Here is a 25,659-nt window from a genome sequence, read left to right as displayed (position 1 = left end):
CTCACTCCTCACTGTTTTACCACCGATAATGAGCAAATGCCTTATTGGCTTCCGCCATTTTATGGGTATCATCTTTTTTCTTTACAGCTGATCCTGTATTATTTGCTGCATCCATTAATTCAGCAGCAAGTCTTTCGTGCATGGTTTTTTCACCGCGTTCACGGCTATATTTTACCATCCAACGAATTCCAAGTGTCAGACGACGATCTGGACGAACTTCGATTGGCACCTGATAGTTTGCACCACCTACACGGCGAGCTTTTACTTCTAAAACAGGCATTACATTTTTCATGGCCTGTTCAAATACTTCTAATGGATCCTTGCCAGTTTTGGCTCTCATAATTTCAAAAGCATTATAAACAATGCTTTCTGCTATGCCTTTTTTACCATCTAGCATAACTTTATTGATGAATCGAGTAACAATTTTAGAATTGTATACTGGATCTGGCAGCACGTCACGCTTTGGTACAGCACCTTTTCTCGGCATGAAAATTTCCCTCCTTCATACAAAACTCTTTGCGATGATTGACGTCTTATTTCTTAGCACGTTTGGCACCGTATTTTGATCTACTTTGATTACGTTTCTGCACACCTGCGGTGTCAAGAGCACCACGGATAATGTGATAACGAACACCTGGTAAGTCTTTTACCCTGCCACCACGAATTAGAACAACACTATGTTCTTGCAAGTTATGGCCAATACCAGGGATGTAAGCAGTCACTTCAATACCATTCGTTAAACGTACCCTCGCTACTTTACGTAAAGCGGAGTTTGGTTTTTTAGGAGTTGTTGTATATACTCTCGTACAAACACCACGCTTTTGCGGGCTTTCTTTCAGTGCTGGCGCAGTGGATTTTTTCTCCATTGTCTGTCTGCCTTTGCGTACTAACTGGTTAATTGTTGGCATAATCGCACCTCCTTCCCATAAATCAGATTGATACTTATAAAAAATTTCACCAAATAATAATATGGTAAAATGTTTTAACAACGAAACTACCCAAGAATAGCTACTGCAGCTGCACCCACTTCAATCCCACAGGTTTTTCCTAATTCAGCCATGGAAGGTGCCTGTTCTACTACAATATTTTTATCTTTGCACAACAACTTTAGCGGATCTGTAATCCGTTGATCTGCATCTTTCGCAATAATGACGCGGATTGCCAAACCTTTTTCTACAGCTTTTGTGACTTGTTTGGTGCCGATGACCTTTTTCACATCTTTAAGTCCTTCAGACATCTCACCACTCCCTATACTAAGCAAAAATCCTGGAAATCTTTTGTTTTGCAGTTGAACACTTTGATATTTTATCACTCTCTACCACAGATGTCAACAATTCTTCTAATAAAATCAATACTTTTTATGCACACGGTGTCGTGTGTGTCACAAGTAAGAAATTGAGCGCATAAAATCTGCGCTCAATCCTTGTTTTCAGTTATTCGCTGACTGGATTAACAGCTTTTTTAATTTTAATGTTGCTATAGCGGCTCATACCTGTACCAGCTGGAACAAGCTTGCCAATAATAACATTTTCCTTGAGACCTAAGAGCGGATCAATTTTGCCCTTAATAGCGGCTTCTGTCAAAACACGTGTTGTTTCCTGGAAAGAAGCGGCCGACAAGAAAGAATCCGTAGCAAGAGATGCCTTCGTAATACCAAGAAGAATAGGTTTAGCAACAGCCTGTTGCCTATCTGTCTCAATAGCCTTAGCATTCTCTTCTTCAAGAGCATTGACGTCAATATAATCACCAGGCAGAAGATCTGTATCACCCGCTTCTTCTATCTTCGCCTTATGAAGCATTTGACGAACAATGACTTCAATATGCTTATCATTGATTTCAACACCCTGTGATTTATAAACTTTTTGTACTTCATGAACAAGATAGGCCTGCGTAGCTCTTAGACCACTAACACGCAAGATATCATGCGGATTCACAGCACCTTCTGTTAATCTGTCCCCGGCTGCAATAGTCATGCCATCTTTGGCAATCATACGAGAACCATAAGGAATAGCATAAGCATGTTCTTCACCACCGCCTGTCGGCGTGACAATGACCTTATGTAAACCCTTGACATCCTTCACTTCAACAGTACCATCGACTTCTGTAATCACAGCTTGCCGTTTTGGTTTGCGTGCTTCAAACAGTTCTTCAACACGCGGCAAACCTTGTGTAATATCGTCACCAGCAACACCGCCGGTGTGGAAGGTACGCATGGTCAGCTGAGTACCTGGTTCACCAATAGACTGAGCTGCAATAATACCAACAGCTTCACCCACATCCACTGTATGTCCTGTAGCCAAGTTACGGCCATAGCACTTGATGCAAACACCATAACGGGATTTACAAGTAAGGACAGAACGAATTTTGACCTTTTTGCAGACCTTCCCGATTTTTGCTGCCATGGCTTCTTTAATCGTCCCATTAAGAGGTACAAGAACTTCCCCTGTATTTGGATCGATAATGTCTTCCGCAGCAGTTCGGCCAACAATACGGTCTTGTAAACCTTCAATTACACTCTTACCTTCTGTAATATCGGCTACTTCAATACCGCGAATATCATCATTGCGCACACGTACCTCGCGGACATCGCTGGCAAGAACAGCTTCAATATGTTCTTCAGTAAGCGGTGTATTGGCAGGCACAATTTCTTCGCCAGCACTATTTACAACAGCTACCGTAGTATTTTTGCCAAGCATTTCACGAACCATCGACTCTTTTAAATGCTTGCGTACATGTTCTTCTGGTTCGCCTAAGCTGATCGTTTCCACATCAGCCGAATTTTTCATATCTTCGGCGTCTTCTTCACGACCACGCAGTTTTATTTCGGCGACAGAGTGATCACCCATAAGCTGCAGATGGCTTTCGCTAAGCACGGTATCATGAGCAGCAATTAAGCTGTCATCTTTAGGACTGACGATATCTTCAGCAACAACGCGTCCTAAAAGGGCCTCCCGCAAGAACTGAATAGCACCTGCGCTTGTTTGAGCCAAGCGGGCTCTCTCTCTGACTAAATTAATGCCAATGACATCACAATCTTCTTCTCTGACAATAACATCTTGTGCCACATCAACTAAGCGACGCGTAAGATAACCAGAGTCAGCTGTCCGAAGAGCCGTGTCAGCCAAACCTTTTCGAGCACCATGAGTAGAAATGAAATACTCCAGTACTGTTAAACCTTCCCGGAAATTAGCTTTAATTGGCAAGTCAATAATTCGACCTGATGGATCAGCCATAAGACCACGCATACCAGCAAGCTGACGAATCTGTTGAATATTACCACGAGCGCCTGACGTGGCCATCATGTAAACTGGATTAAATTCATCAAGTGAATTCATCAGCGCATGTGTAACATCATCGGTAGCCTTGGTCCACAAGGTAATGACCTTTTTATAACGCTCATCCTCGGTAATCAGTCCGCGACGGAACTGCTTATCAATCACATTAACATCCTGATCCGCTTTTTCAATAATCTCCGTTTTGGCTTTCGGCACAATAATATCGGAAATAGCAATCGTCATCCCTGCCCGACAAGCAAAAGAATAACCCAGGCGCTTCACATTATCAATGACATCGGCTGTTCTTGTATTGCCATTGCCAAAAATGCGATAACATTCAGCAACAAGTTTACCTAATTGTTTCTTATCCATCAAGATACCGAGATGAGTCTCGCCATTTTCTTCACGATAATAACGTAATTCTTCTGGCAAAGCTTCATTGAAAATCAGTCGACCAATAGTGGTATGGACAAGCCCATGACCAGGCATACGTACCTGAACCGGTGCTTGTAAATGCGTTGTTTTTTGATCGTAAGCAAGCATCGCCTCGACAGAGTTGGAGAAAATCCCACCTTCACCTTTGGCACCATGCTTAACAATCGTTAAATAATAGGCGCCTAAGACCATATCTTGTGTCGGTGTAACAACGGGACGACCATCTTTCGTTGATAGAATGTTATTGGCAGCAAGCATTAATAGACGCGCTTCAGACTGTGCTTCTGCTGATAAAGGTACATGGACGGCCATTTGGTCACCGTCAAAGTCAGCATTATAAGCTGTACAAGCCAGAGGATGCAGTTTAATTGCCCGTCCTTCTGATAAAACAGGTTCAAATGCCTGAATACCTAACCGATGCAATGTTGGTGCACGATTTAAAAGGACAGGATGTTCTTTAATAACTTCTTCCAGTACATCCCAGACTTCCGGACGCACACGTTCTACCATGCGTTTAGCGCTTTTAATGTTATGAGCATGACCGGCATTAACAAGCTTTTTCATCACAAAAGGTTTAAATAATTCGAGAGCCATTTCTTTCGGCAAACCGCACTGATGAAGCTTTAATTCCGGACCAACAACAATAACACTACGACCAGAATAATCAACACGTTTACCTAGCAGATTCTGTCTGAACCGTCCTTGTTTACCTTTTAGCATGTCACTTAAGGATTTAAGCGGACGATTGCCAGGCCCTGTTACAGGACGGCCGCGGCGACCATTATCAATAAGCGCGTCAACGGCTTCCTGAAGCATCCGTTTTTCATTGCGAACAATAATATCAGGAGCCCCTAAATCAAGCAGACGCTTTAACCGATTGTTCCGGTTAATTACACGGCGATATAGATCATTGAGGTCTGAGGTAGCAAACCGTCCACCATCAAGCTGCACCATTGGCCGAAGTTCCGGCGGAATCACTGGTACAACATCAAGAATCATCCAAGAAGGATGATTGCCTGACTTTCTAAAAGCCTCTGTCACTTCTAAGCGGCGAATGGCACGGATTTTTCTCTGCCCACTCACTTCTTTCAGTTCCTGACGAAGTTCCTGACTCATTTTATCCAAATCAAGTTCTTCTAACAGCTTTTTAATGGCTTCAGCACCCATACCCACTTTGAAAGTACTACCGTATTTATCCCGGTATTCACGGTATTCACTTTCAGTAAGCAATTGCCGTTTCATTAGCGGTGTATCACCGGGATCTAACACAATATAAGAAGCAAAATACAAAACTTTTTCTAATGAACGAGGCGAAATATCAAGAATCAACCCCATACGACTAGGAATTCCTTTAAAATACCAAATATGCGATACAGGGGCAGCCAATTCAATATGGCCCATTCTTTCCCGACGCACTTTGGAACGCGTTACTTCGACACCGCAGCGGTCACAAATGATCCCTTTATAGCGAATCCTTTTGTATTTGCCGCAGTGACATTCCCAATCCCGAGTTGGTCCAAAGATTCTTTCGCAGAACAAGCCATCCCGCTCAGGCTTTAAGGTACGGTAATTGATGGTTTCCGGCTTTTTTACTTCACCGTGAGACCAGTTGCGAATTTGATCAGGTGAGGCCAATCCAATACGCATTGAATCAAAATTGTTTACATCCAACAAGGAGGATCGCTCCCTTCATAGCTTACTCGAAGTCGTCAAGATCATATAAATTATCTTTAACTAAACTCATTATTTATCCAAATCATCTTTATCATTTGAGTCATCAATGGATGAATCCAAATCATGTTCATGACCCATCTCGCCGATTTCAGCAATAATATCTAATTCTTCCTCAAGAGGTGCCACATGATCTCCTTGTTCCAATTCATCAGGAGGAGAAGATTCAGGCTGTGCTTCTTTGTGGTGATCATGAGGCGAGCGTGTTACATCTTCGCCGATAATATTGAGCTCTAATTCTTGGGCTGTTTCGTGAATATCATCATCTGTATCACGTATTTGGATTTCCTGCGCGTCTTCTGTAAGTATCTTCACATCAAGACCAATACTTTGCAATTCCTTAATAAGAACTTTAAATGATTCAGGAACACCTGGCTCAGGCACGTTCTCACCTTTGACAATGGCCTCATACGTCTTCACGCGGCCCACAACATCATCGGATTTCACTGTTAGAAGTTCTTGAAGTGTATAAGCAGCACCATAAGCTTCCAGAGCCCAAACTTCCATTTCTCCAAAACGCTGACCGCCAAATTGAGCTTTACCACCGAGGGGCTGCTGCGTAACAAGCGAATAAGGACCTGTTGACCGGGCATGAATCTTATCATCAACTAAATGATGTAATTTCAGCATATATACATAACCAACAGTGACTTTATTATCAAACGGCTCACCGGTGCGGCCATCATAAAGCACGGTCTTGCCATCTTCCGATTGGCTGGCAACGCGAATGGTATTTTGAATATCTGCTTCTGTTGCACCATCAAAGACCGGTGTAGCCAAGCGAATACCGGCTTCTGTTGTTTCAGGCAACCCGTATTTTTCCACATCATAGTGGACTTCTTTAAGCCGTTCAGCAATATGAAGATCGCCCGCTTTAATTTGCAGTCCCATGACATGGGAAGCCCAGCCGAGATGAGTTTCTAAGACCTGCCCGATATTCATACGAGAAGGTACGCCAAGTGGATTGAGTACAATCTGTACGGGTGTCCCATCTGGCAAGAAAGGCATATCTTCTTCCCGCATAATCCGGGACACAACACCTTTATTACCATGACGACCGGCCATTTTATCGCCTTCGGAAATTTTCCGTTTTTGCGCGATATAGACGCGAACAAGTTCATTCACACCTGGTGGTAATTCATCACCATTTTCACGAGTAAATACTTTAACATCAACAATTTTACCTGCTTCACCATGAGGAACGCGTAACGATGTATCACGAACTTCACGTGCTTTTTCACCAAAAATGGCGCGAAGCAAACGTTCTTCGGCTGTCAGCTCGGTTTCACCTTTCGGTGTAACCTTACCAACAAGAATGTCGCCTGGACGAACTTCAGCCCCCACCATAATAATCCCACGATCATCGAGATCCCGTAGAACTTCCTCAGCAACATTCGGAATATCACGCGTAATCTCTTCGGGTCCGAGTTTCGTATCACGGGCATCACATTCATATTCTTCCACATGAATGGAGGTAAAGACATCTTCTTTCACAAGCTTTTCACTTAACAGAATAGCATCTTCATAGTTATAACCTTCCCATGGCATAAAAGCCACAAGCACATTATAACCTAAGGCAAGTTCGCCCTTCGCTGTAGATGGACCATCTGCTAAAACCTCGCCCTTTTCAACACGGTCGCCTTTAAAAACTATCGGCCTTTGATTAATACATGTGCCTTGATTAGAACGAAGATATTTTAATAATTTATAAGTATCAAGGGCACCACTGTCGGTACGAACCTGAATTTCCTTGGCTGTGACGCGTTCTAAAACGCCCGCGTTTTTCGCCAATACACACACGCCTGAGTCATGAGCAGCCTTATATTCCATTCCTGTACCAACAAGAGGAGCTTGCGTTCTTAAGAGCGGCACAGCCTGTCGTTGCATGTTCGCACCCATTAAGGCTCGATTAGCATCATCGTTTTCAAGGAAAGGAATCATAGCCGTTGCAATGGAAACAACCTGTTTCGGCGAAACGTCCATATAGTCTACTTTTTCTGCAGGTACAGCAAGCGTATCTTCATTATGACGGCAAATGACTCGTTCTTCTTTAAACCAGCCATCGTCATTTAAATGTTCATTAGCCTGAGCAACAATCATTTCGTCTTCTTCATCAGCTGTCAAGTAAACGACATCATCTGTTACACGATGATTGACTTTATCCACTTTACGATAAGGCGTTTCAATAAAACCAAACTCGTTAATTCGTGCAAACGTCGACAGAGAACCAATCAGACCAATATTCGGACCTTCAGGTGTCTCTATTGGGCACATACGGCCATAATGAGAGTGATGGACGTCACGCACTTCAAAACCAGCTCGTTCACGACTGAGTCCACCAGGTCCCAATGCGCTCAAACGTCGTTTATGTGTAAGTTCTGCCAAAGGATTCGTTTGATCCATAAACTGAGATAACTGACTGGAACCGAAAAATTCTTTAATAGCAGCAACTACAGGCCGAATATTAATGAGCGCCTGCGGCGTAATGACATCCACATCTTGGATGGTCATTCTTTCTTTGACAACCCGTTCCATTCTTGATAAGCCAATCCGGAATTGATTTTGAAGAAGTTCGCCTACACTGCGCAGACGGCGATTGCCTAAATGGTCAATATCATCGGTTGATCCAACGCCTTCCGCTAAATTCAACAAATAATTAATCGAAGAGAAAATATCTTCTCGCGTAATTGTCCGATGATGGTAAGGAAGCACGGTGTTACAAATAACCTTGAGTGGTGTACCATCTTTTTGCTTGGTATGAACTTCCACAAGTTGTTGTTCAGCAAAGATACCGCTTTCATCCAAAATATTCAGTTGCTGTTCATCCATCACCGTATCAGCGGGAAGAATAATTTCACCACTCGTTTTATCAACAATTGCTGAAAATAATGTTTTACCATAGAGCCGACGGCGCCATCCCAACTTTTTCGTCAGTTTATAACGTCCAACTGTTGCCAGATCATAACGCTTGGGATCGAAAAATAAAGATTCCAGCAGTTGCGTCGCATTTTCTACTGTTGGCGGCTCCCCCGGACGAAGACGCTTGTAAATTTCTACGAGCGCTTCCTCTTTCGAATCCGAACTATCTTTATCAAGTGTTGCCCGAATACGAATGTCATTATCAAATAGGTCAGATATCGCTTGACTTGAAGCAATGCCTAACGCCCGCACTAAAATGGTAGCAGGCAATTTACGTGTCCGATCGACACGGACAGAAAGAATATCATTGGCATCTGTTTCAAATTCAAGCCATGCACCACGATTTGGAATGACTGTCGCGTTATACAATTTTTTCCCCGTCGTGTCAATCGTTTCACCGTAATATACTCCTGGTGAACGGACTAACTGACTGACAATGACACGCTCAGCACCATTAATAATAAAGGTCCCTGTGTCTGTCATGAGTGGAAAATCACCCATAAATACTTCTTGTTCCTTAATTTCGCCCGTATCACGGTTAATGAGCCGCACATTCACTCTTAGTGGTGCGGAGTAGGTCACATCCCGTTCTTTGCATTCTTCCACTTCATATTTCGGTTCGCCTAAATTGAAAGTCTCGAAAGACAACACGAGATTTCCTGTAAAATCTTGAATTGGCGAAACATCATGAAATATTTCTTGCAGCCCTTCACGCAAGAACCATTGGTAAGAATTTTTCTGAAGCTCGATCAGGTTGGGCATGTCCAGCACTTCATCAATTTTTGCATAACTATATCTTACCCTTTTGCCCACCGGAACAGGTTTGAACATGAAATCCTTCACCCCTTAGCCCTTTTTGACTAACTAAAGTACTCTAAACATTCATTGCAGGCTAGATCAGAATTACATCCGGCACTGCCAGCAGGGAATACGCAAAATAAGCAAGGTTCAATTGTTCCATTTCGGACCTTGCTTTTTTCTGACCGATGAAATGACAAATTCATCCTCCACTATATTACTATTTCCTGCCAATATCGAATTTATACCTTCTGACACACATTGTGTGTTTTCAGACGAAATTATGTATCGCAATTTAAAATGTTATCATATCATAATAAATAAGTCAAGTGTTATAAAACTTTTTTTTGAAAAATAAAAGAGGGCAACTCAAACTACCCGAGCGCCCTCTTTTATCACTCTGCAATTAATTATTTTACTTCGGCAGTTGCGCCTGCTTCAGTTAATTTAGCAAGGATTGCATCAGCATCAGCTTTAGAAATCTTTTCTTTAACTGGTTTAGGAGCTCCATCAACTAATTCCTTTGCTTCTTTCAGACCAAGACCAGTAATCTCGCGAACAACTTTAATTACGCCAATCTTGGATGAACCAGCGCCAGTCAGAACAACATCAAATTCAGTTTTCTCTTCAGCAGCAGCAGCGCCACCAGCAGCAGGAGCAGCTACAGCTACAGGAGCTGCTGCAGATACGCCAAATTTTTCTTCCAAAGCTTTTACAAGCTCCGATAATTCCAATACAGTCATTGATTCAATTGCTTGCATAATTTCTTCTTTAGTCATTATAAAAAACCTCCGTTTTTTTGTTTTAATTTTTAATGGTTAATTTGTAACTCAAGCGGATTCCTTTTGTTGGCGAACAGCTTCAAGCGTATAAACCAAATTGCGAATATTGCCTTGAAGTACATTGACAAAACCAGCGATTGGCGACTGCATACCAGCAAGTACACGCGACACCAATACTTCGCGAGAAGGAAGATCTGCTAAGGCTTTCACCTTTGCTTCGTCAATAACCTGTCCCTCGAGGATACCCGATTTAATAGAAATGACTTTGGCTTCTTTCATAAACTCTGAAATAATTTTAGCTGGAATAACAGGATCACTTACAGACAAGGCAATAGCGCTTGGGCCTTCCAAAACAGGCTCTAAACCTTCAATACCTGCTTGTGCTGCGGCTAAACGAATCATCGTATTTTTTGCTACGAAATAATCGACGCCTGCTTCACGAAATATCCGACGAAGTTTCGTATCCTGTGCAACAGTAATGCCGCGATAGTTGATTAATACGGCACCTTGGGCTGCAGCTAATTTTTCTTTGAGTTCAGATACAACTACTTTCTTTTCATTTGTAACTGCCATTGTTTCTTACACCTCCTTCAACATAATCAATGCAACTAAAAAGACCCCACGGCATAAACCGGAGGTCGTAACTGTCATTACGGTTTCCAGCCTCGGCAGGCAAGCATTGCTTTTATCCCAATAAACGGGACCTGCGGTCTATAGCCAAAATAAAACTATTCTTTTTTGCCGGAAACAACTTTGAGTGGGTTGACTTTTACGCCAGGTCCCATGGTTGTGCTAAGCGTAATGGACTTCAGGTACTGTCCTTTAGCAGAAGCAGGTTTCACTTTATTCAGTGTATCAACAAGTGTCGTAAAGTTTTCAATCAGTTTTCCCTGTTCAAAAGAAACTTTACCAATTGGAGCATGAATATTGCCTGCTTTATCAGTACGATACTCAATCTTACCCGCTTTAATTTCATGAATGGCTTTGGTTACATCCAGTGTAACTGTTCCAACCTTTGGATTTGGCATCAAACCTTTAGGTCCGAGAATTTTACCAAGTCGACCGACTGTACCCATCATATCAGGGGTAGCAACAGCCACATCGAATTCAGTCCAGCCACCTTGAATTTTTGCTACAAGATCTTCAGCACCAACAAAATCAGCGCCAGCAGCTTCAGCAGCTTTGGCTTTTTCACCTTTAGCAAAAACAAGTACAGATTTGCTCTTACCTGTTCCGTTCGGCAATACAACAGCGCCGCGAACTTGCTGGTCAGCATATTTCACATCGACACCTAATTTAATGGCAACTTCAACAGTTTCATCAAATTTCGCTGTAGCCGTTTTTTTCACTAAATCAATGGCTTCTTCAACTTCATACAGTTGTTTGTCATCAACAAGCTTAGCAGCTTCTTGATATTTTTTACCAACTTTTGGCATATGTTATTCCTCCTTGTGGTTTAGCGGAAAAATCCTCCCACCTAATTAAGCATTAGTCGACAACATCAATTCCCATGCTGCGCGCCGTGCCTTCAATCATCCGCATTGCTGCTTCTACATTAGCGGCATTTAAGTCAGCCATTTTACTTTCAGCGATTTCGCGAACTTTCGTACGAGAAACCTTGGCTACTTTTTTCTTATTTGGCTCACCGGAAGCCTTTTCAATACCTGCTGCTTTTTTCAAAAGTACAGGAGCCGGTGGAGTTTTAGTGACAAAAGTAAAGGATCTATCTTCAAAAACAGTAATCTCTACCGGAATAATCAGTCCGACTTGTTTAGCTGTTCTTTCATTGAAATCCTTAACAAACGCCATAATGTTGACGCCAGCTTGACCAAGAGCAGGGCCTACTGGAGGCGCCGGAGTTGCTTTCGCTGCTGGAACTTGTAATTTAACCAATTTAATTACTTTTTTAGCCATGGTTACACCTCCTTACCTAACTAACTGTGGTTGACGGACTAGAAGTCCTCCCACTTAAAGGCAGTTTTACTGCACTCTATTTATATCTTTTCTACTTGTGTATAATCCAATTCGACCGGTGTTTCTCGTCCAAACATATCGACAAGAACTTTCAGTTTAGCCTGTTCCGGATGAACCTCTATCACTGTGGCTGACCAATTTTCAAAGGCCCCTGCTGTGATGCGCACAAGTTGATTTAACTCGATATCAAGTTTGGGTTTGACATCTTCCATTCCCATCGATTTAAGGATGTGCTTCACTTCGGCAGTACTAAGCGGAATAGGTTTGGTACCGGAACCGACAAAACCTGTAACACCCGGCGTATTGCGCACCACATACCACGAACGATCTGTCACGATCATTTCCACAAGCACATAGCCTGGGAATACTTTTTTCTTCGATATTTTTTTTTGACCGTCCTTGATCTCTACTTCGTCTTCCATGGGAACAACAATATTAAATATTTCGTTCTCCATAGCCATGGAATGCACTTTACGTTCCAGGTTGGCCATAACCTTGTTCTCATACCCTGAATAGGTATGTATGACATACCAGTGTTTTTCTGATTCCATCGTTACCAAGGGACTTTTCCGTCCCCCACCCCCTACTTAAGTATCAGTCGTAACGCCTCGTTAAATACACTGTCAACTACCCAAATCAAAGCGGCAATAAATATTACCGAAACAAAAACAACTCCTGTGTAAGAAATAAGTTCCTGCTTATTGGGCCATGACACCTTTTTGAGTTCGGCCTTAACTTCCCGGAAGAATTTTTTAAACCGCGGCGTTCCTTGCGGCATTGCCGTTTCTTGAGTAGCCATGTTTCTTACTCACACCCCGTCTTCTGCCAGGTTCCATAACTTTTTACACACTGGCAGGGGCAGAAGGACTTGAACCCTCAACCAACGGTTTTGGAGACCGCTACTCTACCAATTGAGCTATGCCCCTACTAAGTATAACACTTAACTATTATAAGTTATTTTGTTTCCTTGTGTAAAGTCTCTTTTTTACAGAACTTGCAGTATTTGTTGAGTTCTAATCTATCCGGATCATTTTTCTTGTTCTTATTGGTCTGATAATTGCGTTGTTTGCATTCCGTACAGGCCAATGTTACTGCGTTGCGCATCTTTTACACCCCTCTAAGCTAATAAATGTGACAAGTCTTTAAAATGTCGCTAATATAATTTATCATAATTAATTTGCTATGTCAATAGCCCACGAGCCCTGGTGTGCCATATCTCGCAAAAAACGGTCTAATTTACGCGCAAAGACACAAAGAAGTCTCTTCTTCTTTGTGTCTCCCCCGCACTATGTAGACAAAATTAATTTTTACGATTATGCATTAATTGCTGAAACAACACCGGCGCCTACAGTACGGCCACCTTCACGAATTGCAAAACGAAGTCCTTCTTCCATTGCAATCGGTGTAATAAGCTCAATATCCATGCGAATATTGTCGCCAGGCATTACCATTTCTACGCCTTCTGGAAGCGTCGTCACACCCGTTACGTCTGTTGTACGGAAGTAGAACTGCGGACGATAGCCATTAAAGAACGGCGTATGACGGCCTCCTTCTTCTTTCGTCAGTACATAAACTTGTGCCGAAAATTTCGTGTGAGGTTTAATTGAAGCTGGTTTTGCAAGTACTTGACCACGTTCAATTTCTTTTCTTTCAACACCACGCAGCAGTACGCCAATGTTGTCTCCTGCTACAGCGCTGTCTAACAGTTTTCTGAACATTTCAAGACCTGTTACAACCGTTGCTTTTGGTTTTTCTGTCATTCCGACGATTTCAATAGTATCACTTACTTTGATTTCGCCTCTTTCTACACGACCTGTAGCAACTGTGCCACGACCGGTAATTGTGAAGACATCTTCTACTGGCATCAAGAACGGTTTGTCCGTGTCGCGCGTAGGTGTTGGAATGTATTCATCAACAGCATCCATTAATTCATGTATCTTACCGCACCATTCGCATTCGCGTTTACCGCAGCCACATTCAAGTGCTTTAACAGCGGATCCTGTAATAATTGGAATATCATCACCAGGGAATTCATAGCTTGATAACAATTCACGTACTTCCATTTCTACCAATTCAATCAGTTCAGGATCATCAACAAGGTCCATCTTGTTTAAGAATACGACCATTGCTGGTACGCCAACCTGACGGGACAGCAGAATGTGTTCACGAGTCTGAGGCATTGGGCCGTCAGCAGCGCTACAAACAAGGATAGCACCATCCATCTGTGCAGCACCTGTGATCATGTTTTTTACATAGTCAGCATGGCCTGGGCAGTCAACATGGGCATAGTGACGTTTCTCTGTTTCATATTCCACATGTGCCGTATTAATCGTAATTCCACGTTCTCTTTCTTCTGGAGCCTTATCAATCATGTCATACGCCATGAATTCTGCACCGCCTGCTTTTGCCAGTGTCATGGTAATTGCAGCCGTTAAAGAAGTCTTGCCATGATCAACGTGACCGATGGTGCCAATATTCACATGAGGTTTGTTTCTTTCAAATTTTTTCTTAGCCATTCTATCTCATGTCCTCCCTAAAAAAGTAATACTGATCATTTCTAGCAACAATGTTAAAATCCTGCATTCTTTTCACAATAGCGGTAATTTATCGCTTTGTTTTCATTATAAGTAAATAAAGCCCCGCAATATGCGAGGCTTTTTTGTAGTTTCACTTGGTGGCGGCGCAGGGATTTGAACCCCGGACACTGCGGGTATGAACCGCATGCTCTAGCCAACTGAGCTACGCCGCCATATTATATATATGTGGAGCTAATGACCGGGATTGAACCGGTGACCTTATCCTTACCAAGGATACGCTCTACCGACTGAGCTACATCAGCAATAAATACATGGTTGCGGGGACAGGACTTGAACCTGTGACCTTCGGGTTATGAGCCCGACGAGCTGCCAGCTGCTCCACCCCGCGACATTCAAACCTTACTATAAAATTAATGAAAATGGTGGGCAGGGATGGATTCGAACCATCGTATCCGTTAAGAGGCAGATTTACAGTCTGCTGCCTTTAGCCACTCGGCCACCTACCCATTTAAATTTTTAAAACTGGAGCTGGCGAGAAGAATCGAACTCCCAACCTGCTGATTACAAGTCAGCTGCTCTACCAATTGAGCTACGCCAGCATGTTATTTTTAACTCCGCCACAAGGGCTTCGTTCTTAGCGACAAGATTTATTATACATCTTTCAATGCGCTGTGTCAACAACTTTTTTTGTTTTTCTTTATTCCTAAAATTTCATTTCAAAGTCATTAAGAACGATGGATCGACATAAATATCCTTGACAGGAACTAATGATACCACAAGAATTTATCCTTGTAAACACTTATTTAGCATCTTTTCAATAATAAAAATATCCAATTGATAAGAACGCCAGAACAAATCAATAGTAAGCAAAAGCCGCTAAAGTGAAACGATTCAAAAAACGCATCAACCAAACAATTGTCGCGCCAAAGAAATAGGCAAAAAATCCGTTAGTCCTTCAATAATGCCCAACAGACTAGCAGCAAGTTAATCTGCCATACACTTCTCTCCCTACTTATTTAATAAGCGGCTGAATTTTTTCTTGCTCACTCTTAAGCATATCTAATACAATCTGATCGGTAGGAAATGCCAACGGCGGCACTTCATGAAGTGCGAAATAGCCCACTTCGCTTAAATCATCGCCAGCCTCAAGGCAACCACTAACTATTTCACTTTCAAACCAAATTCCCACAGTATGAACAAGGGGATTATGAAAATTAGAAAGAACTGCAAAAACTTTTTTTACAACAATTTCTAGTCCCGTTTCTTCGTAAAATTCTCGACAAACAGCCTGCCTCACTTCTTCATCATATTCCACATAGCCGCAGGGTATGCACCAAAGTCCGGCATAAGAAGCCGTCTCACTTCGCTTGCCAAGCAAAATCTTACCTTCCGCATTTCGCACAACGGCAGCGACTCCCACAATTGGGTTCTCATATAAAATACGCCCACAGCTTTGACAAGTCAAACGAGGCCGCTCGGCTTTTCTTTCAACATAAAGTTTTCCGCCGCAATAGGGGCAAAATTGATAACGTTGTTGCATAAAAACAGTTCCTTTCGTTTGTATAATTGTATAATAGAGAAATTCACACAGTAAGATTATTTTGAGTCATCGTTGCGAAAAAATTTCTCGCATATCTAAAAAACAAGAGATAAAAGCTATCTCTTGTTTCAAAAACAAACTTTATATTGCTACAGTCCACTTATAAAAAAAGTTATAACTCAATAATCCGAATCCCCTTCGCATCATAAGTATGACTGTCTAATTTCCAATCCTGAAAAATCAGCTTACCATCTTCATATTTACCCGGCCAAGCTACAACAAGTGAATACTTTCGACTTAATTGCTTAAGCAAATTGAGTGGCTCTAAACACAGTACAGGCCTAAAAAACAGTTCAATACGATCTAACAGAAAAGTTTCCGCTGAAAATCCGCTCAATACCTCATCCATAATGCCTGGTGCTTGCTGTTGTCGCACCTTGGGAACTAAATCAATGAGATCATCCGTAATTAAGAACTTACAATCCAGATAGCGACAACCTTTCACATCTGCCAATTCCCGTAAGATTTTGCTTTTTCCGGCGCCGGCTTTCCCAACAATCAAAACAAGCTTATTGGGCATGTGTTCCACTTCACGTAAGCACTCCACTACTCTTAACGCGGCTGACATGGACTCCACCTCACCTTTTTTATTCTTGGGTCTTCGTTCCTCCTCTTTCGGCAATAAATAAAAAATTCCTTCATAACATGATAAAAATAAAAAGACACCCCCATAGGGATGTCAGTTATGCTTGTCATTTGAAGAATTATAGTCAGCCAACTCAACCTGAAGTTCTTTATTTAGTCCGGCTAAACCTTTATACATACCACGTACTTCAGCATCATCGCTACGATTATCCAAATATCGTTCCAATTTTCGTTTGACTCGTTGCAAAGCATTATCAATCGACTTCACGTGACGATCAAGCTCAACGGCAATCTCCTGATATGATTTTCCGTCTAAATAACTCATTAATACTTTCCATTCCAAATCACTCAGAATCTCGCACATTTTTCCTTCAATGTCAATAAATTCTTCACGACTGATCACCAATTCTTCGGGATCAGAAATTTTCGAACCTGATAAAACATCGAGAAGCGTACGATCAGAATCTTCATCATAAATTGGTTTATTTAACGAGACATACGAGTTTAAAGGAATATGTTTCTGCCTCGTAGCCGTTTTAATCGCCGTAATAATTTGGCGGGTTACGCAAAGTTCGGCAAAGGCCCGAAAAGAAGAAAGCTTATCATTACGAAAATCCCGAATAGCCTTATAAAGACCGATCATTCCTTCTTGAATAATATCTTCCCGTTCCGCACCGATTAAAAAGTACGATCTAGCTTTGGCTCGAACGAAATTACGGTATTTATTAATAAGATACTCCAGAGCGACTGTGTTGTCATTATCTTTGACATCGGCAACAATTTCTTCATCCATCATATTCTCAAAACAACCGTACAGATCGCGTTGAGTATTTGCCCGCATTCGATCGCCCCCATTCTTCCTGATGACCTACAAAAATAAAATGCACTAATCCTTAGTGCCTTCACTAATAAGTACATGCTACTTCACGAAAATTATACCTTAGTAAAGCCATTTTAGTCAAGCATTCTTTGTGAAGAGGCCTACCTTCTCATGCGGAGTTTATTGAGTTTTTCAAGAACATTTGGATTGATGCGTCCTTCAATTTCATTGCGCTCTGTCTGTCTATCGCCTTCGGTTAATCGCCGGGGCATATTTCTCATGGTAACCATCATATCGCGTCTTAGTTCGCGCGCCGATATACGAAAAGCACCTACGCCAAGAATAATCTGCTGTTCTGCTGCGTCCGAGGTAGCAACATAAACGTCCCGACCCGCTCGTGCCAACCTGTAAGATGCCTTTTCAATAAAGCTATCCGCTGTTTCACCTTCCTGCGTAAAAATCACCGTTACATGGCCATGCACCAATAAGGACCGTTCTTTAAAGCCCGTTACAGCTGGAGCATCAAAGATGATCATTACCTCATAGCCCTTGTATTCACCATAACTGGCCAGCCAATCGGTAAGACGATCTCTAGCATGATCAAGATGATCCAGCATCTCTTTCAATTCCGGCCAATCATGAATGACATTATAACCATCGACGAGTAAATAGTCGCGACGTATTTTCCCCATTTTCTTCTCCCATTTTACTCCATTATCATATCCCCGTCTAAAATACATTTTTCACTTTAGACGGGAATAAAATTTTCATTGCTTACTCATCGCCTAGTAAGTACTTTTCAAAGAAAAATCGGGCATTTTTGTACCGAATTTGACAACTGTATTTTCGGGAAGATATTTGTCTGTTGCAATAATTTCACGTTTTATTGTACTACCATCCTGCTCAACGACGCGGACTGTCGTCACCTCATAACCTGGTTTCCCCTGTTTATCCAGCTCTGTTTCGCCAAGCAGCAAAGCATTATCTTGTTTTCTCACAATAGCGGGTGAAATAACCTGCTGATTCTCAGTCACAATTTTTACGGTTTCACTGGTCGGCTTCGTTGTCCCGAACAAGCCGATACATAATTCATTATCCTGCACTTCTGCAACAATCATGACAGGGAAAGGAAAATCATTGGTAAATTTAAAGTCTAACGTTCCATAAGCAACCGTAGCATCCCTGCCAAGTCCTACATAGCCGAGGGGTTTTGAATGGTTATAACGTTCAACAATAGACAGGTTTGCCAATAGCGCTACATTATAGAGAGTAGAAGAAACTTGACAAATTCCCCCGCCAATACCAGGAACATAGGCATTGTCCACAATTTCCATGGCTTCTTTAAACCCGTGCTCTTTATCTCTCGGTCCTACAGCATCGTTAAAAGAAAAAGTTTCATGAGCATAAATAATATGTCCGTTAATTTTGTTAGCTGCAATGCCAATATTCATAGAACGATTACGGTCATCAGCATTAAATGTTGTTGTGAAAGTGGCAAGTAACTCTTTTAATCCTGTTTGTGCAAGTTCACCCGTCGTTAACTCAGGATAAAGAGGAGTAACAGGAAGGGCTAACGTCTTGGGTCCAGACGATTGATTGAGTGCCTGGACAATCAGGGTCTTTAATGAACTCGTTTCAAGTTTATGCCCCGTTTCTTCGTGAATCATGCCGCCGTGCAAAATACTAAAACCAGCATTTCGAGGCGCCTTATCTATGCTTTCGCGCCAATTCTCAATAAGGTTCTCTAATTTTTGTTCGCTATAATGACTGCGCAGTGAAACAGAATGACCACGCAGCTCTGCTTGACAAATGTACTGAACACGCTCGAATAAACTTCCCTTTCGCCCCCAACGCATCACCTCATCGGCTGTCGCGTCGACATCCACGTCATAGTCCACAGTTTGAGGGGCAAGAGGAAAAACTTTTTCACCATAATATACACTAAAGGGTTGCTGTGTTGCTTGTTCATCGCGCCATAGGCAGAGCAGATTTTTCACCTCGTCTATAGTAAGACCACTCATTGCCACACCCTCTACTGTGACACCAGCATATACTTTGCCTGCCACAAGGGGCCAAACAAAAATAAATCCACCCGTAAATAACAAGAGCACCAACGCTACACTAACATAACAGCATCGTTTCAATATTATTTCAACTCCCGTTGTCTGCATACTTCATAGAGCAGTAATGAACAGGCAACTGATGCATTAAGCGAAGTCATGTGTCCTTTCATGGGTATTTTTACCAAAATGTCGCAATTTTCTTTTATTAGGCGGCTGAGTCCCTGACCCTCGTTGCCAACAACAACAACAATGGGCCCCGTCAAATCAGCATCATAGTAGTTTTTTTCACCGTCCATATCCGCGCCGACTACCCACACGCCTTGCTTTTTCAGCGATTTAATTGTTTGCGACACATTGCCAATCTGGGCAATAGGTACATACTCCACAGCCCCAGATGATATCTTAGCTACTGTAGACGAAATAGGGGCTGTCCGCCGCTTAGGTAGAAGTAAGCCATGGCAACCCGCTCCATCGGCAGTTCGAATAATGGCACCAACATTATGAGGATCCTCCAATTCATCAAGGAGAACCAAAAAAGCCTGTTCCCCTTTGTTTGCAGCATTCTGTAGCATTTGTGCCACATCAACAAACTGAATGGGTGCCGCATAAGCAATAATGCCCTGATGATTCTGGCCTTCCGCAAGGGAGTCGAGCTTGGCGTGATCCACTTCTTGGACTAGTAGCCCCTTCTTTAACGCCTGACCTACAATTTGTTTGAGAGAGCCTTGTCTATCCCCTTTGGCTACAAGAACCTTGTTTATGGAGCGACCGCTTTTAATGACTTCAGCCACACTATTTCGGCCAATAATAACTTCTTCTGACACAGGAATTCCTCCTCAGTTACCTGACGATACTTAATAGTTTTGCCCGGCTTCTCACAAGCTATGTATTTCATTCAAATGATTGGCACGCAGTTTTTCCAGCCTGCCGCAAGTCATGTTTCCTTCACTGCAGTAATCATCAGTCTCACAAGCGGGTCCGGCTTTTTTAAATAACAGCGGTGCAACCTTTCTAACTTCGTCCCGCATGAGATAGGCTAACTGCCTAATCTCCCATTGCGCCCTGCTGCAACAGCGAAGCTGAAAAAAGTGCATCAAAGACCTTGCATTCATTGTGACAACAATTTTTGTTTCCGTTCCATTGGCTAGCACATACCTAGCGTCTTCTTGATGAACACCTAGTTCAACAAGTTCATTATAGGTCTCACGAATGGTGTTCATCAATGTTTCATACCGTTTCAACGCAAGATCATTGGCAGCAATGGACGGGGGAATAATATATTCGAAATCATGCTCCTTTACATACCGCTGTGACTGTTGGGAATAGGAAGCGATTCTGTGTCTCACAAGTTGATGACTGAGCACTCTGGAAACGCCTTCAATAGCAAAAGTAAAGCTAACATGTTCAATTGTCGACAAATGACCGAGATCCGCAATTTTATTCACTAAGTTTGTCACTTGTTTATCTGTCATGTTTTCAGCTAGTTCGGCTGCGCCAATCGGCGAATAACAAAGCCTTGCAGCCATGGCTACGGTTTTTTCCGGTTGTGGCGTATAGCCACAAAGTGTTACTTTCATCTTTTTACCCCTCATTTTCTTTTCAAATTATTTATTTCATGATTTTGCTTTTTCTGCTATTGCTCGGGAAATAACGACAAATGCTGTTTCGGAAATTTCGTTTAATCGCTCAATATTTTCGGTCAAATACAGATATCCTAATAATGCTTCAAAACCCGTGCTTATTCGATAATCACGGACAGTGGCACTCTTAGGAACATTCGACTTGGCATTACGCCCCCGCCTCACTATGGACTTTTCTTCCTCTGTCAAATTGTCTTCCATTTCTTGAAAAGCCAGTGACTGCATGGTAGCCGACACGATGACGGCATCATAATCATGAAGAATACGCACCTTGCTTTGTTCAAAATCAAGCAGACGAATACGAATAAACAGATCAAAGAAAGCATCCCCAACATAGGCTAGAACAAGGGGAGACAGCATTTTCACGTCACACTTGTCATACTTTTTTTGCGGATTTCCATTGGAGTCCAGAATCAAAGCTTGTTTCTTCAAATGACGAAACTGTGCGAAATTCACTGTTTTTTCCACCTAGCTCCCTGAGGCGAATCTTCCACGATAATATTTAATTGACCAAGGGCATCACGAATTTTGTCAGCTGTCGCCCAGTCTTTCTTTTGGCGTGCTTCAGCCCGTATCGACAAAATGAGATCCATCAGCCCCTGAGTAAGCTCAGCATCAGCACCTACTGTCGTGTTTGACACAAATGCTTCTTTCAATCCCAAAACATCAGCAAGGCGCGCATAACAGGTCATAACAGTCTCTACAGCCCGGGCATCATTACCTGACTTTTCCGAGACCACCTTACTATGATAAATATTTATCTCTTTGGCCAAATTAAAAAGCGCACTGACAGCCAGTGATGTATTAAAATCATCATTCATAGCTTCAATAAAATCAGCTTCAGCCTGTTTAGCAGCTGCCACAAAGGCCGCCGAATCTGCACTTGGACCATCATGGGATAAAGTTTTCAAATAAGTAAGCGTCTCATAAGCAGCTGTGAGACGTTCCAAACCACGTGCCTCCTCGCTCAGCCGTTCATCACTAAAATCAAGAGGACTACGGTAATGCGTGGCAATAAGGAAAAACCGCAAAACAGCTGGCGAATAATGCTTGGTAATATCCTGCACAAGGAAAAAATTTCCTAACGATTTGCTCATTTTTTCCTCATTGACTGTAATAAAACCATTGTGCAGCCAATAGTGCACAAAAGGCTTTCCTGTATAGGCCTCAGACTGAGCAATTTCATTTTCATGATGAGGGAAAATCAAATCACTGCCACCGCCATGAAAATCAAATGTTTCGCCTAAATATTTAATCGACATGGCAGAGCATTCAATATGCCAGCCCGGTCTTCCCTGTCCCCACGGACTCTCCCAAGCAGGTTCACCTGGTTTAGCACTCTTCCATAAAGCAAAGTCCATGGGATTCTCCTTCCGATCATCAATATCTACGCGTGCACCTGCCTGCATATCATCGAGAGACCGCCCACTTAAATGTCCGTAATCGTCAAAAGCCGTTATTTTATAATAAACATCGCCATCAATTACGTAGGCAAACCCCTTATCAATCAATTTCTGTACAACATCAATAATCTCCGGAATATGTTCAGAAACACGCGGATAAACGTCCGCCCGCTTTACCCCAAGGGAATCCATAATCTCAAAATATGAGGCAATATAGCGATTGGCAATGACATCCCAACTCACATTTTCTGTGTTGGCTGCATTAATAATTTTGTCATCAACATCCGTAAAATTTTGTACATACTGTACATCATAGCCCAGGTAGACGAAGTACCGACGAATAACATCCCACGTCACAAAAGGTCGGGCATTACCAATGTGCGGATGATTGTAAGGTGTTACACCGCAAACATAAATTTTCACCTTACCAGGCTCTACAGGTACAAAGGTTTCTTTTTGTCTTGTCAGCGTATTATATACTTTCATTGTCATGCTTGATCAGCTCCTCTTTGTGCTCTACTTGCTCCAGCCGCGCTTCTAATCGGTTAATATGCCGCTGCATACACATCATCATTTCTGTGATAGGATCAGGCAAATCACCATGCTCTAAGTCATCGCCCACATCTTCCTCATCAATGTCATCTACATCATCAGACTCATGAGGATCACGCAATTGTTCAATCTTTTTCCCATAACGGCAAACAACCGTGCCAGGAATCCCCACGACAGTCGAATAAGGCGGCACTTCTTTCAATACAACAGAACCCGCCCCAATTTTAGAATAATCACCGACAAAAAAAGATCCGAGTACCTTAGCTCCGCTTGCAACAACAACATGATTGCCAATGGTCGGATGGCGCTTCCCCTTTTCCTTTCCTGTACCGCCAAGCGTGACACCTTGATAAAGTGTCACATTATTGCCGACTTCCGCTGTTTCACCAATGACAACGCCAGTGCCATGGTCAATAAAAAATCCTTCTCCAATTGTCGCGCCTGGATGAATCTCAATACCTGTCAAAAAACGGCTGAAATTAGAAATAAGACGTGGTACCAAAATCCATCCCTTTAAATATAAAAAATGGCTAATACGGTGAAACCAGATCGCATGGAGACCAGGATAACAAAATAACACTTCCAAAACACTTCTAGCAGCGGGATCGCGAGCAAAAACAACGCGAATATCTCGTTTCAATCGCTTAAACATAGTAATCCTCCTTCATGATCATAGAAAAAGACCACCCTCTCATACAGAGACGGTGGTCCGTGGTCCCACTCTGTTTGGTTCATAACGAACCCACTAGACAGCCGATAACGAGGCCGAATCGTAAAAGCCTACTAGATTTTAGTTCAGCTTTCAAGCTTCCAGGTGCACTTGGGCGCATTTCTTCCGAAGCAACTTTCAGCCTGGGTCGCTTCTCTCTGTAGAAATACCTGCACTTACTTTCCTGTTCATAGCTAATAACAATTATTAAAGTTATTATACTGATTCGTAGTTCACTGTGTCAAATATATTTCGCTAAAGTCTGTTTTATGCGTGTGAGTGTCCGCTCGACCCCTAAAAGTGGAATGATCTCAATCAATTCCGGTCCATGCATCTTGCCTGTAAGAGCAACACGAATCGGCATGTAGACATATTTTCCGCCCAACTTCAGTTCCTTTGTTAAGGATTTCATAATGCCTTTGACAGCTGCCTCATCGACAACTTCCAAAGCTGTCAGTTTTTCTTCAAAAAGTTGTATAACCTTAGGAACGCTTTCATGTTGAAGTACCGCTTTAGCTTCTTCTGTTTCCAGAGTAAATTCATCTTCAAAAAATAAGGCCATATGGTCAGCAAGCTCAGCACCGTAGCTGATATAGCCCTTGAGAGCGGTTGTCACTTTCACTAGCCAAGCTCGTTTATCTTCCGTCACGTCGTCATCAACATATCCTGCTTTTACAAGATGAGGCCAAGCAAGTTCCAATACCCGTTCTGACGTGGCCTGCCGAATATAATGAGCATTAATCCAATTTAATTTATCAATATCAAAAACAGCTGGATTTTTCGCAACATGTTCCATCGAAAATTGTTTGGTAATTTCTTCCAAAGAAAAAATCTCCTGTTCGCCAGAAGGAGCCCAGCCGAGAAGTGCTAAAAAATTATCAATGGCTTCAGGTAAATACCCCAGATCTTTATACTGCTGCACAGATGTAGCGCCATGGCGCTTGCTCATTTTTGTACGATCTTTTCCTAATATAAGCGAAATATGTCCAAATTTCGGTATCGGCAAACCAAGTGCCTGATAAAGTACAATTTGTCGCGGCGTATTTGATAAATGTTCTTCAGCACGAATAACATGAGTAATCTTCATTAAGCTATCATCAAGAACAACAGCAAAATTATAGACAGGGATACCATCTGATTTTACAATAACAAAATCTCCTACTCCATTTGACTCAAATGACACGAGACCACGTACAAGATCCTGTAAAACAATTTGTTGATCTAGAGGTACATGGAAACGAATGGTTGGTTTGCGACCCTCCGCAACTAACTTCGCTTTTTCCTGTTCTGACAAATGACGGCATTTACCAGAGTAAATAGGCATTTCCCCTTTTGCAAGCTTAGCTTGCCGTTCCGCTTCCAGTTCTTCATCTGTACAATAACAATAATAAGCCTGTCCTGATGCAAGTAACTTTTCGGCATATTCTTTATAAATGGGGAACCGCTCTGTCTGACGGTAAGGGCCATAAGGCCCCCCTACATCAATTCCCTCATCCCACGACAAACCAAGCCAATGCAGAGCTTCTTTAATATTTTCCTCTGACTCACGCGACGAACGCACAAGATCTGTATCTTCAATTCTAAGCACGAAAGTGCCGCCTAATTTTTTTGCCAGTAACCAGTTAAATAAAGCCGAACGTGCTCCACCGATATGAAAGGGACCGGTCGGACTTGGGGCAAATCGCACCCGAATAGGTTGTTGTTCCATCACTTTTTGAACCTCCATTTTCTTCATAAACTATTTAATTTCGAGATTTTTTAGCAACCTCCTGCTGCTAAGCAATAAACAACACAAAAGAAAAGCGCTAATTTATGGCCTTTCTATCTGGCCACAAG

24 protein-coding genes, 6 tRNA genes and 2 other annotated features are annotated in these 25,659 nt (G+C 42.3%); all 30 genes read right to left on the bottom strand.

The window, feature by feature from the left end:
• Nucleotides 1-16: 16 nt before the first annotated feature.
• Nucleotides 17-487, bottom strand: a complete 471-nt coding sequence (gene rpsG / locus Ga0466249_RS13270) for a 30S ribosomal protein S7 (RefSeq protein ID WP_215829940.1) — start codon at nucleotides 485-487, stop codon at nucleotides 17-19.
• Nucleotides 488-533: 46 nt separating this feature from the next.
• Nucleotides 534-908, bottom strand: coding sequence for a 30S ribosomal protein S12 (gene rpsL / locus Ga0466249_RS13265; RefSeq protein WP_215829939.1), 375 nt, complete (start codon nucleotides 906-908; stop codon nucleotides 534-536).
• Nucleotides 909-994: 86 nt separating this feature from the next.
• Entirely contained in the window at nucleotides 995-1,237 is a 243-nt protein-coding gene (locus tag Ga0466249_RS13260; protein ID WP_215829938.1) for a ribosomal L7Ae/L30e/S12e/Gadd45 family protein, read from the bottom strand.
• A gap of 196 nt (nucleotides 1,238-1,433) precedes the next feature.
• Nucleotides 1,434-5,384, bottom strand: a complete 3,951-nt coding sequence (gene rpoC / locus Ga0466249_RS13255) for a DNA-directed RNA polymerase subunit beta' (RefSeq protein WP_215829937.1) — start codon at nucleotides 5,382-5,384, stop codon at nucleotides 1,434-1,436.
• Between the two features lie 69 nt (nucleotides 5,385-5,453).
• The gene (gene rpoB, locus Ga0466249_RS13250; protein ID WP_215829936.1) at nucleotides 5,454-9,191 is read right to left on the bottom strand and encodes a DNA-directed RNA polymerase subunit beta; all 3,738 of its coding nucleotides are present in this window, start codon (nucleotides 9,189-9,191) and stop codon (nucleotides 5,454-5,456) included.
• Nucleotides 9,192-9,568: 377 nt separating this feature from the next.
• Nucleotides 9,569-9,937 (bottom strand): 50S ribosomal protein L7/L12, encoded by a 369-nt coding sequence (gene rplL, locus Ga0466249_RS13245; RefSeq protein ID WP_215829935.1) that lies wholly within the window; start codon nucleotides 9,935-9,937, stop codon nucleotides 9,569-9,571.
• A gap of 51 nt (nucleotides 9,938-9,988) precedes the next feature.
• Nucleotides 9,989-10,513, bottom strand: a complete 525-nt coding sequence (gene rplJ, locus Ga0466249_RS13240) for a 50S ribosomal protein L10 (protein ID WP_215829934.1) — start codon at nucleotides 10,511-10,513, stop codon at nucleotides 9,989-9,991.
• A gap of 27 nt (nucleotides 10,514-10,540) precedes the next feature.
• Nucleotides 10,541-10,675 (bottom strand) — a sequence feature (ribosomal protein L10 leader region).
• Nucleotides 10,669-11,376, bottom strand: coding sequence for a 50S ribosomal protein L1 (gene rplA, locus Ga0466249_RS13235; RefSeq protein ID WP_215829933.1), 708 nt, complete (start codon nucleotides 11,374-11,376; stop codon nucleotides 10,669-10,671). (Overlaps the previous feature by 7 nt.)
• Nucleotides 11,377-11,428: 52 nt before the next feature.
• Nucleotides 11,429-11,854 carry a 50S ribosomal protein L11 gene (gene rplK / locus Ga0466249_RS13230; protein WP_215829932.1) on the bottom strand — a complete coding sequence of 142 codons (426 nt, stop codon included), beginning with the start codon at nucleotides 11,852-11,854 and terminating at the stop codon, nucleotides 11,429-11,431.
• A gap of 80 nt (nucleotides 11,855-11,934) precedes the next feature.
• Nucleotides 11,935-12,465 (bottom strand): transcription termination/antitermination protein NusG, encoded by a 531-nt coding sequence (gene nusG / locus Ga0466249_RS13225; protein ID WP_215830079.1) that lies wholly within the window; start codon nucleotides 12,463-12,465, stop codon nucleotides 11,935-11,937.
• A gap of 32 nt (nucleotides 12,466-12,497) precedes the next feature.
• Nucleotides 12,498-12,713: a preprotein translocase subunit SecE gene (gene secE / locus Ga0466249_RS13220; protein ID WP_215829931.1), complete on the bottom strand. Its 216-nt coding sequence runs from the start codon at nucleotides 12,711-12,713 to the stop codon at nucleotides 12,498-12,500.
• 51 nt (nucleotides 12,714-12,764) lie between these two features.
• Nucleotides 12,765-12,840 (bottom strand) — tRNA-Trp (locus Ga0466249_RS13215).
• Nucleotides 12,841-12,868: 28 nt separating this feature from the next.
• Nucleotides 12,869-13,018 carry a 50S ribosomal protein L33 gene (rpmG, locus tag Ga0466249_RS13210; protein WP_215829930.1) on the bottom strand — a complete coding sequence of 50 codons (150 nt, stop codon included), beginning with the start codon at nucleotides 13,016-13,018 and terminating at the stop codon, nucleotides 12,869-12,871.
• 209 nt (nucleotides 13,019-13,227) lie between these two features.
• A complete protein-coding gene (gene tuf / locus Ga0466249_RS13205) occupies nucleotides 13,228-14,430 on the bottom strand; it encodes an elongation factor Tu (protein WP_215829929.1) in 1,203 nt (400 codons plus the stop codon).
• 156 nt (nucleotides 14,431-14,586) lie between these two features.
• Nucleotides 14,587-14,663: transfer RNA gene (locus Ga0466249_RS13200), tRNA-Met, on the bottom strand.
• Nucleotides 14,664-14,677: 14 nt separating this feature from the next.
• A tRNA-Thr gene (locus tag Ga0466249_RS13195) sits at nucleotides 14,678-14,753 on the bottom strand.
• Nucleotides 14,754-14,763: 10 nt separating this feature from the next.
• Nucleotides 14,764-14,839, bottom strand: a tRNA-Met gene (locus Ga0466249_RS13190).
• A gap of 32 nt (nucleotides 14,840-14,871) precedes the next feature.
• Nucleotides 14,872-14,957 (bottom strand) — tRNA-Tyr (locus Ga0466249_RS13185).
• 17 nt (nucleotides 14,958-14,974) lie between these two features.
• A tRNA-Thr gene (locus Ga0466249_RS13180) sits at nucleotides 14,975-15,050 on the bottom strand.
• A 413-nt stretch (nucleotides 15,051-15,463) separates the two neighbouring features.
• Nucleotides 15,464-15,991 carry an NUDIX hydrolase gene (locus tag Ga0466249_RS13175; protein WP_215829928.1) on the bottom strand — a complete coding sequence of 176 codons (528 nt, stop codon included), beginning with the start codon at nucleotides 15,989-15,991 and terminating at the stop codon, nucleotides 15,464-15,466.
• Nucleotides 15,992-16,163: 172 nt separating this feature from the next.
• A complete protein-coding gene (gene brxF / locus Ga0466249_RS13170) occupies nucleotides 16,164-16,619 on the bottom strand; it encodes a BREX-3 system P-loop-containing protein BrxF (RefSeq protein WP_215829927.1) in 456 nt (151 codons plus the stop codon).
• Between the two features lie 111 nt (nucleotides 16,620-16,730).
• On the bottom strand, nucleotides 16,731-17,477 hold the full coding sequence (sigH, locus tag Ga0466249_RS13165; RefSeq protein WP_215829926.1) for an RNA polymerase sporulation sigma factor SigH: 747 nt from the start codon (nucleotides 17,475-17,477) through the stop codon (nucleotides 16,731-16,733).
• Between the two features lie 140 nt (nucleotides 17,478-17,617).
• Entirely contained in the window at nucleotides 17,618-18,148 is a 531-nt protein-coding gene (locus tag Ga0466249_RS13160) for an NYN domain-containing protein (protein WP_215829925.1), read from the bottom strand.
• Between the two features lie 93 nt (nucleotides 18,149-18,241).
• The gene (locus tag Ga0466249_RS13155) at nucleotides 18,242-19,600 is read right to left on the bottom strand and encodes a VanW family protein (RefSeq protein WP_215829924.1); all 1,359 of its coding nucleotides are present in this window, start codon (nucleotides 19,598-19,600) and stop codon (nucleotides 18,242-18,244) included.
• A 2-nt stretch (nucleotides 19,601-19,602) separates the two neighbouring features.
• Nucleotides 19,603-20,343, bottom strand: a complete 741-nt coding sequence (gene rlmB / locus Ga0466249_RS13150) for a 23S rRNA (guanosine(2251)-2'-O)-methyltransferase RlmB (RefSeq protein WP_376769302.1) — start codon at nucleotides 20,341-20,343, stop codon at nucleotides 19,603-19,605.
• 51 nt (nucleotides 20,344-20,394) lie between these two features.
• A complete protein-coding gene (thyX, locus tag Ga0466249_RS13145) occupies nucleotides 20,395-21,096 on the bottom strand; it encodes an FAD-dependent thymidylate synthase (RefSeq protein ID WP_215829923.1) in 702 nt (233 codons plus the stop codon).
• A gap of 36 nt (nucleotides 21,097-21,132) precedes the next feature.
• On the bottom strand, nucleotides 21,133-21,615 hold the full coding sequence (locus Ga0466249_RS13140) for a Mini-ribonuclease 3 (RefSeq protein WP_312889774.1): 483 nt from the start codon (nucleotides 21,613-21,615) through the stop codon (nucleotides 21,133-21,135).
• A complete protein-coding gene (gene cysS, locus Ga0466249_RS13135; RefSeq protein ID WP_215829922.1) occupies nucleotides 21,612-23,054 on the bottom strand; it encodes a cysteine--tRNA ligase in 1,443 nt (480 codons plus the stop codon). The genes Ga0466249_RS13140 and cysS overlap by 4 nt, the downstream gene beginning before the upstream one ends.
• Nucleotides 23,035-23,766: a serine O-acetyltransferase gene (gene cysE / locus Ga0466249_RS13130; RefSeq protein WP_215829921.1), complete on the bottom strand. Its 732-nt coding sequence runs from the start codon at nucleotides 23,764-23,766 to the stop codon at nucleotides 23,035-23,037. The genes cysS and cysE overlap by 20 nt, the downstream gene beginning before the upstream one ends.
• 42 nt (nucleotides 23,767-23,808) lie before the next feature.
• Nucleotides 23,809-24,024: a binding site (T-box leader), on the bottom strand.
• 40 nt (nucleotides 24,025-24,064) lie between these two features.
• The gene (gltX, locus tag Ga0466249_RS13125; protein ID WP_215830076.1) at nucleotides 24,065-25,531 is read right to left on the bottom strand and encodes a glutamate--tRNA ligase; all 1,467 of its coding nucleotides are present in this window, start codon (nucleotides 25,529-25,531) and stop codon (nucleotides 24,065-24,067) included.
• Nucleotides 25,532-25,659 lie beyond the last annotated feature (128 nt).

This window comes from Pelorhabdus rhamnosifermentans, assembly GCF_018835585.1.
GTDB classification, from domain to species: Bacteria; Bacillota; Negativicutes; order UMGS1260; family UMGS1260; genus Pelorhabdus; species Pelorhabdus rhamnosifermentans.
Note: the sequence above shows the minus strand (reverse complement) of the source record. Positions and strands in the feature narration are given on the sequence as shown.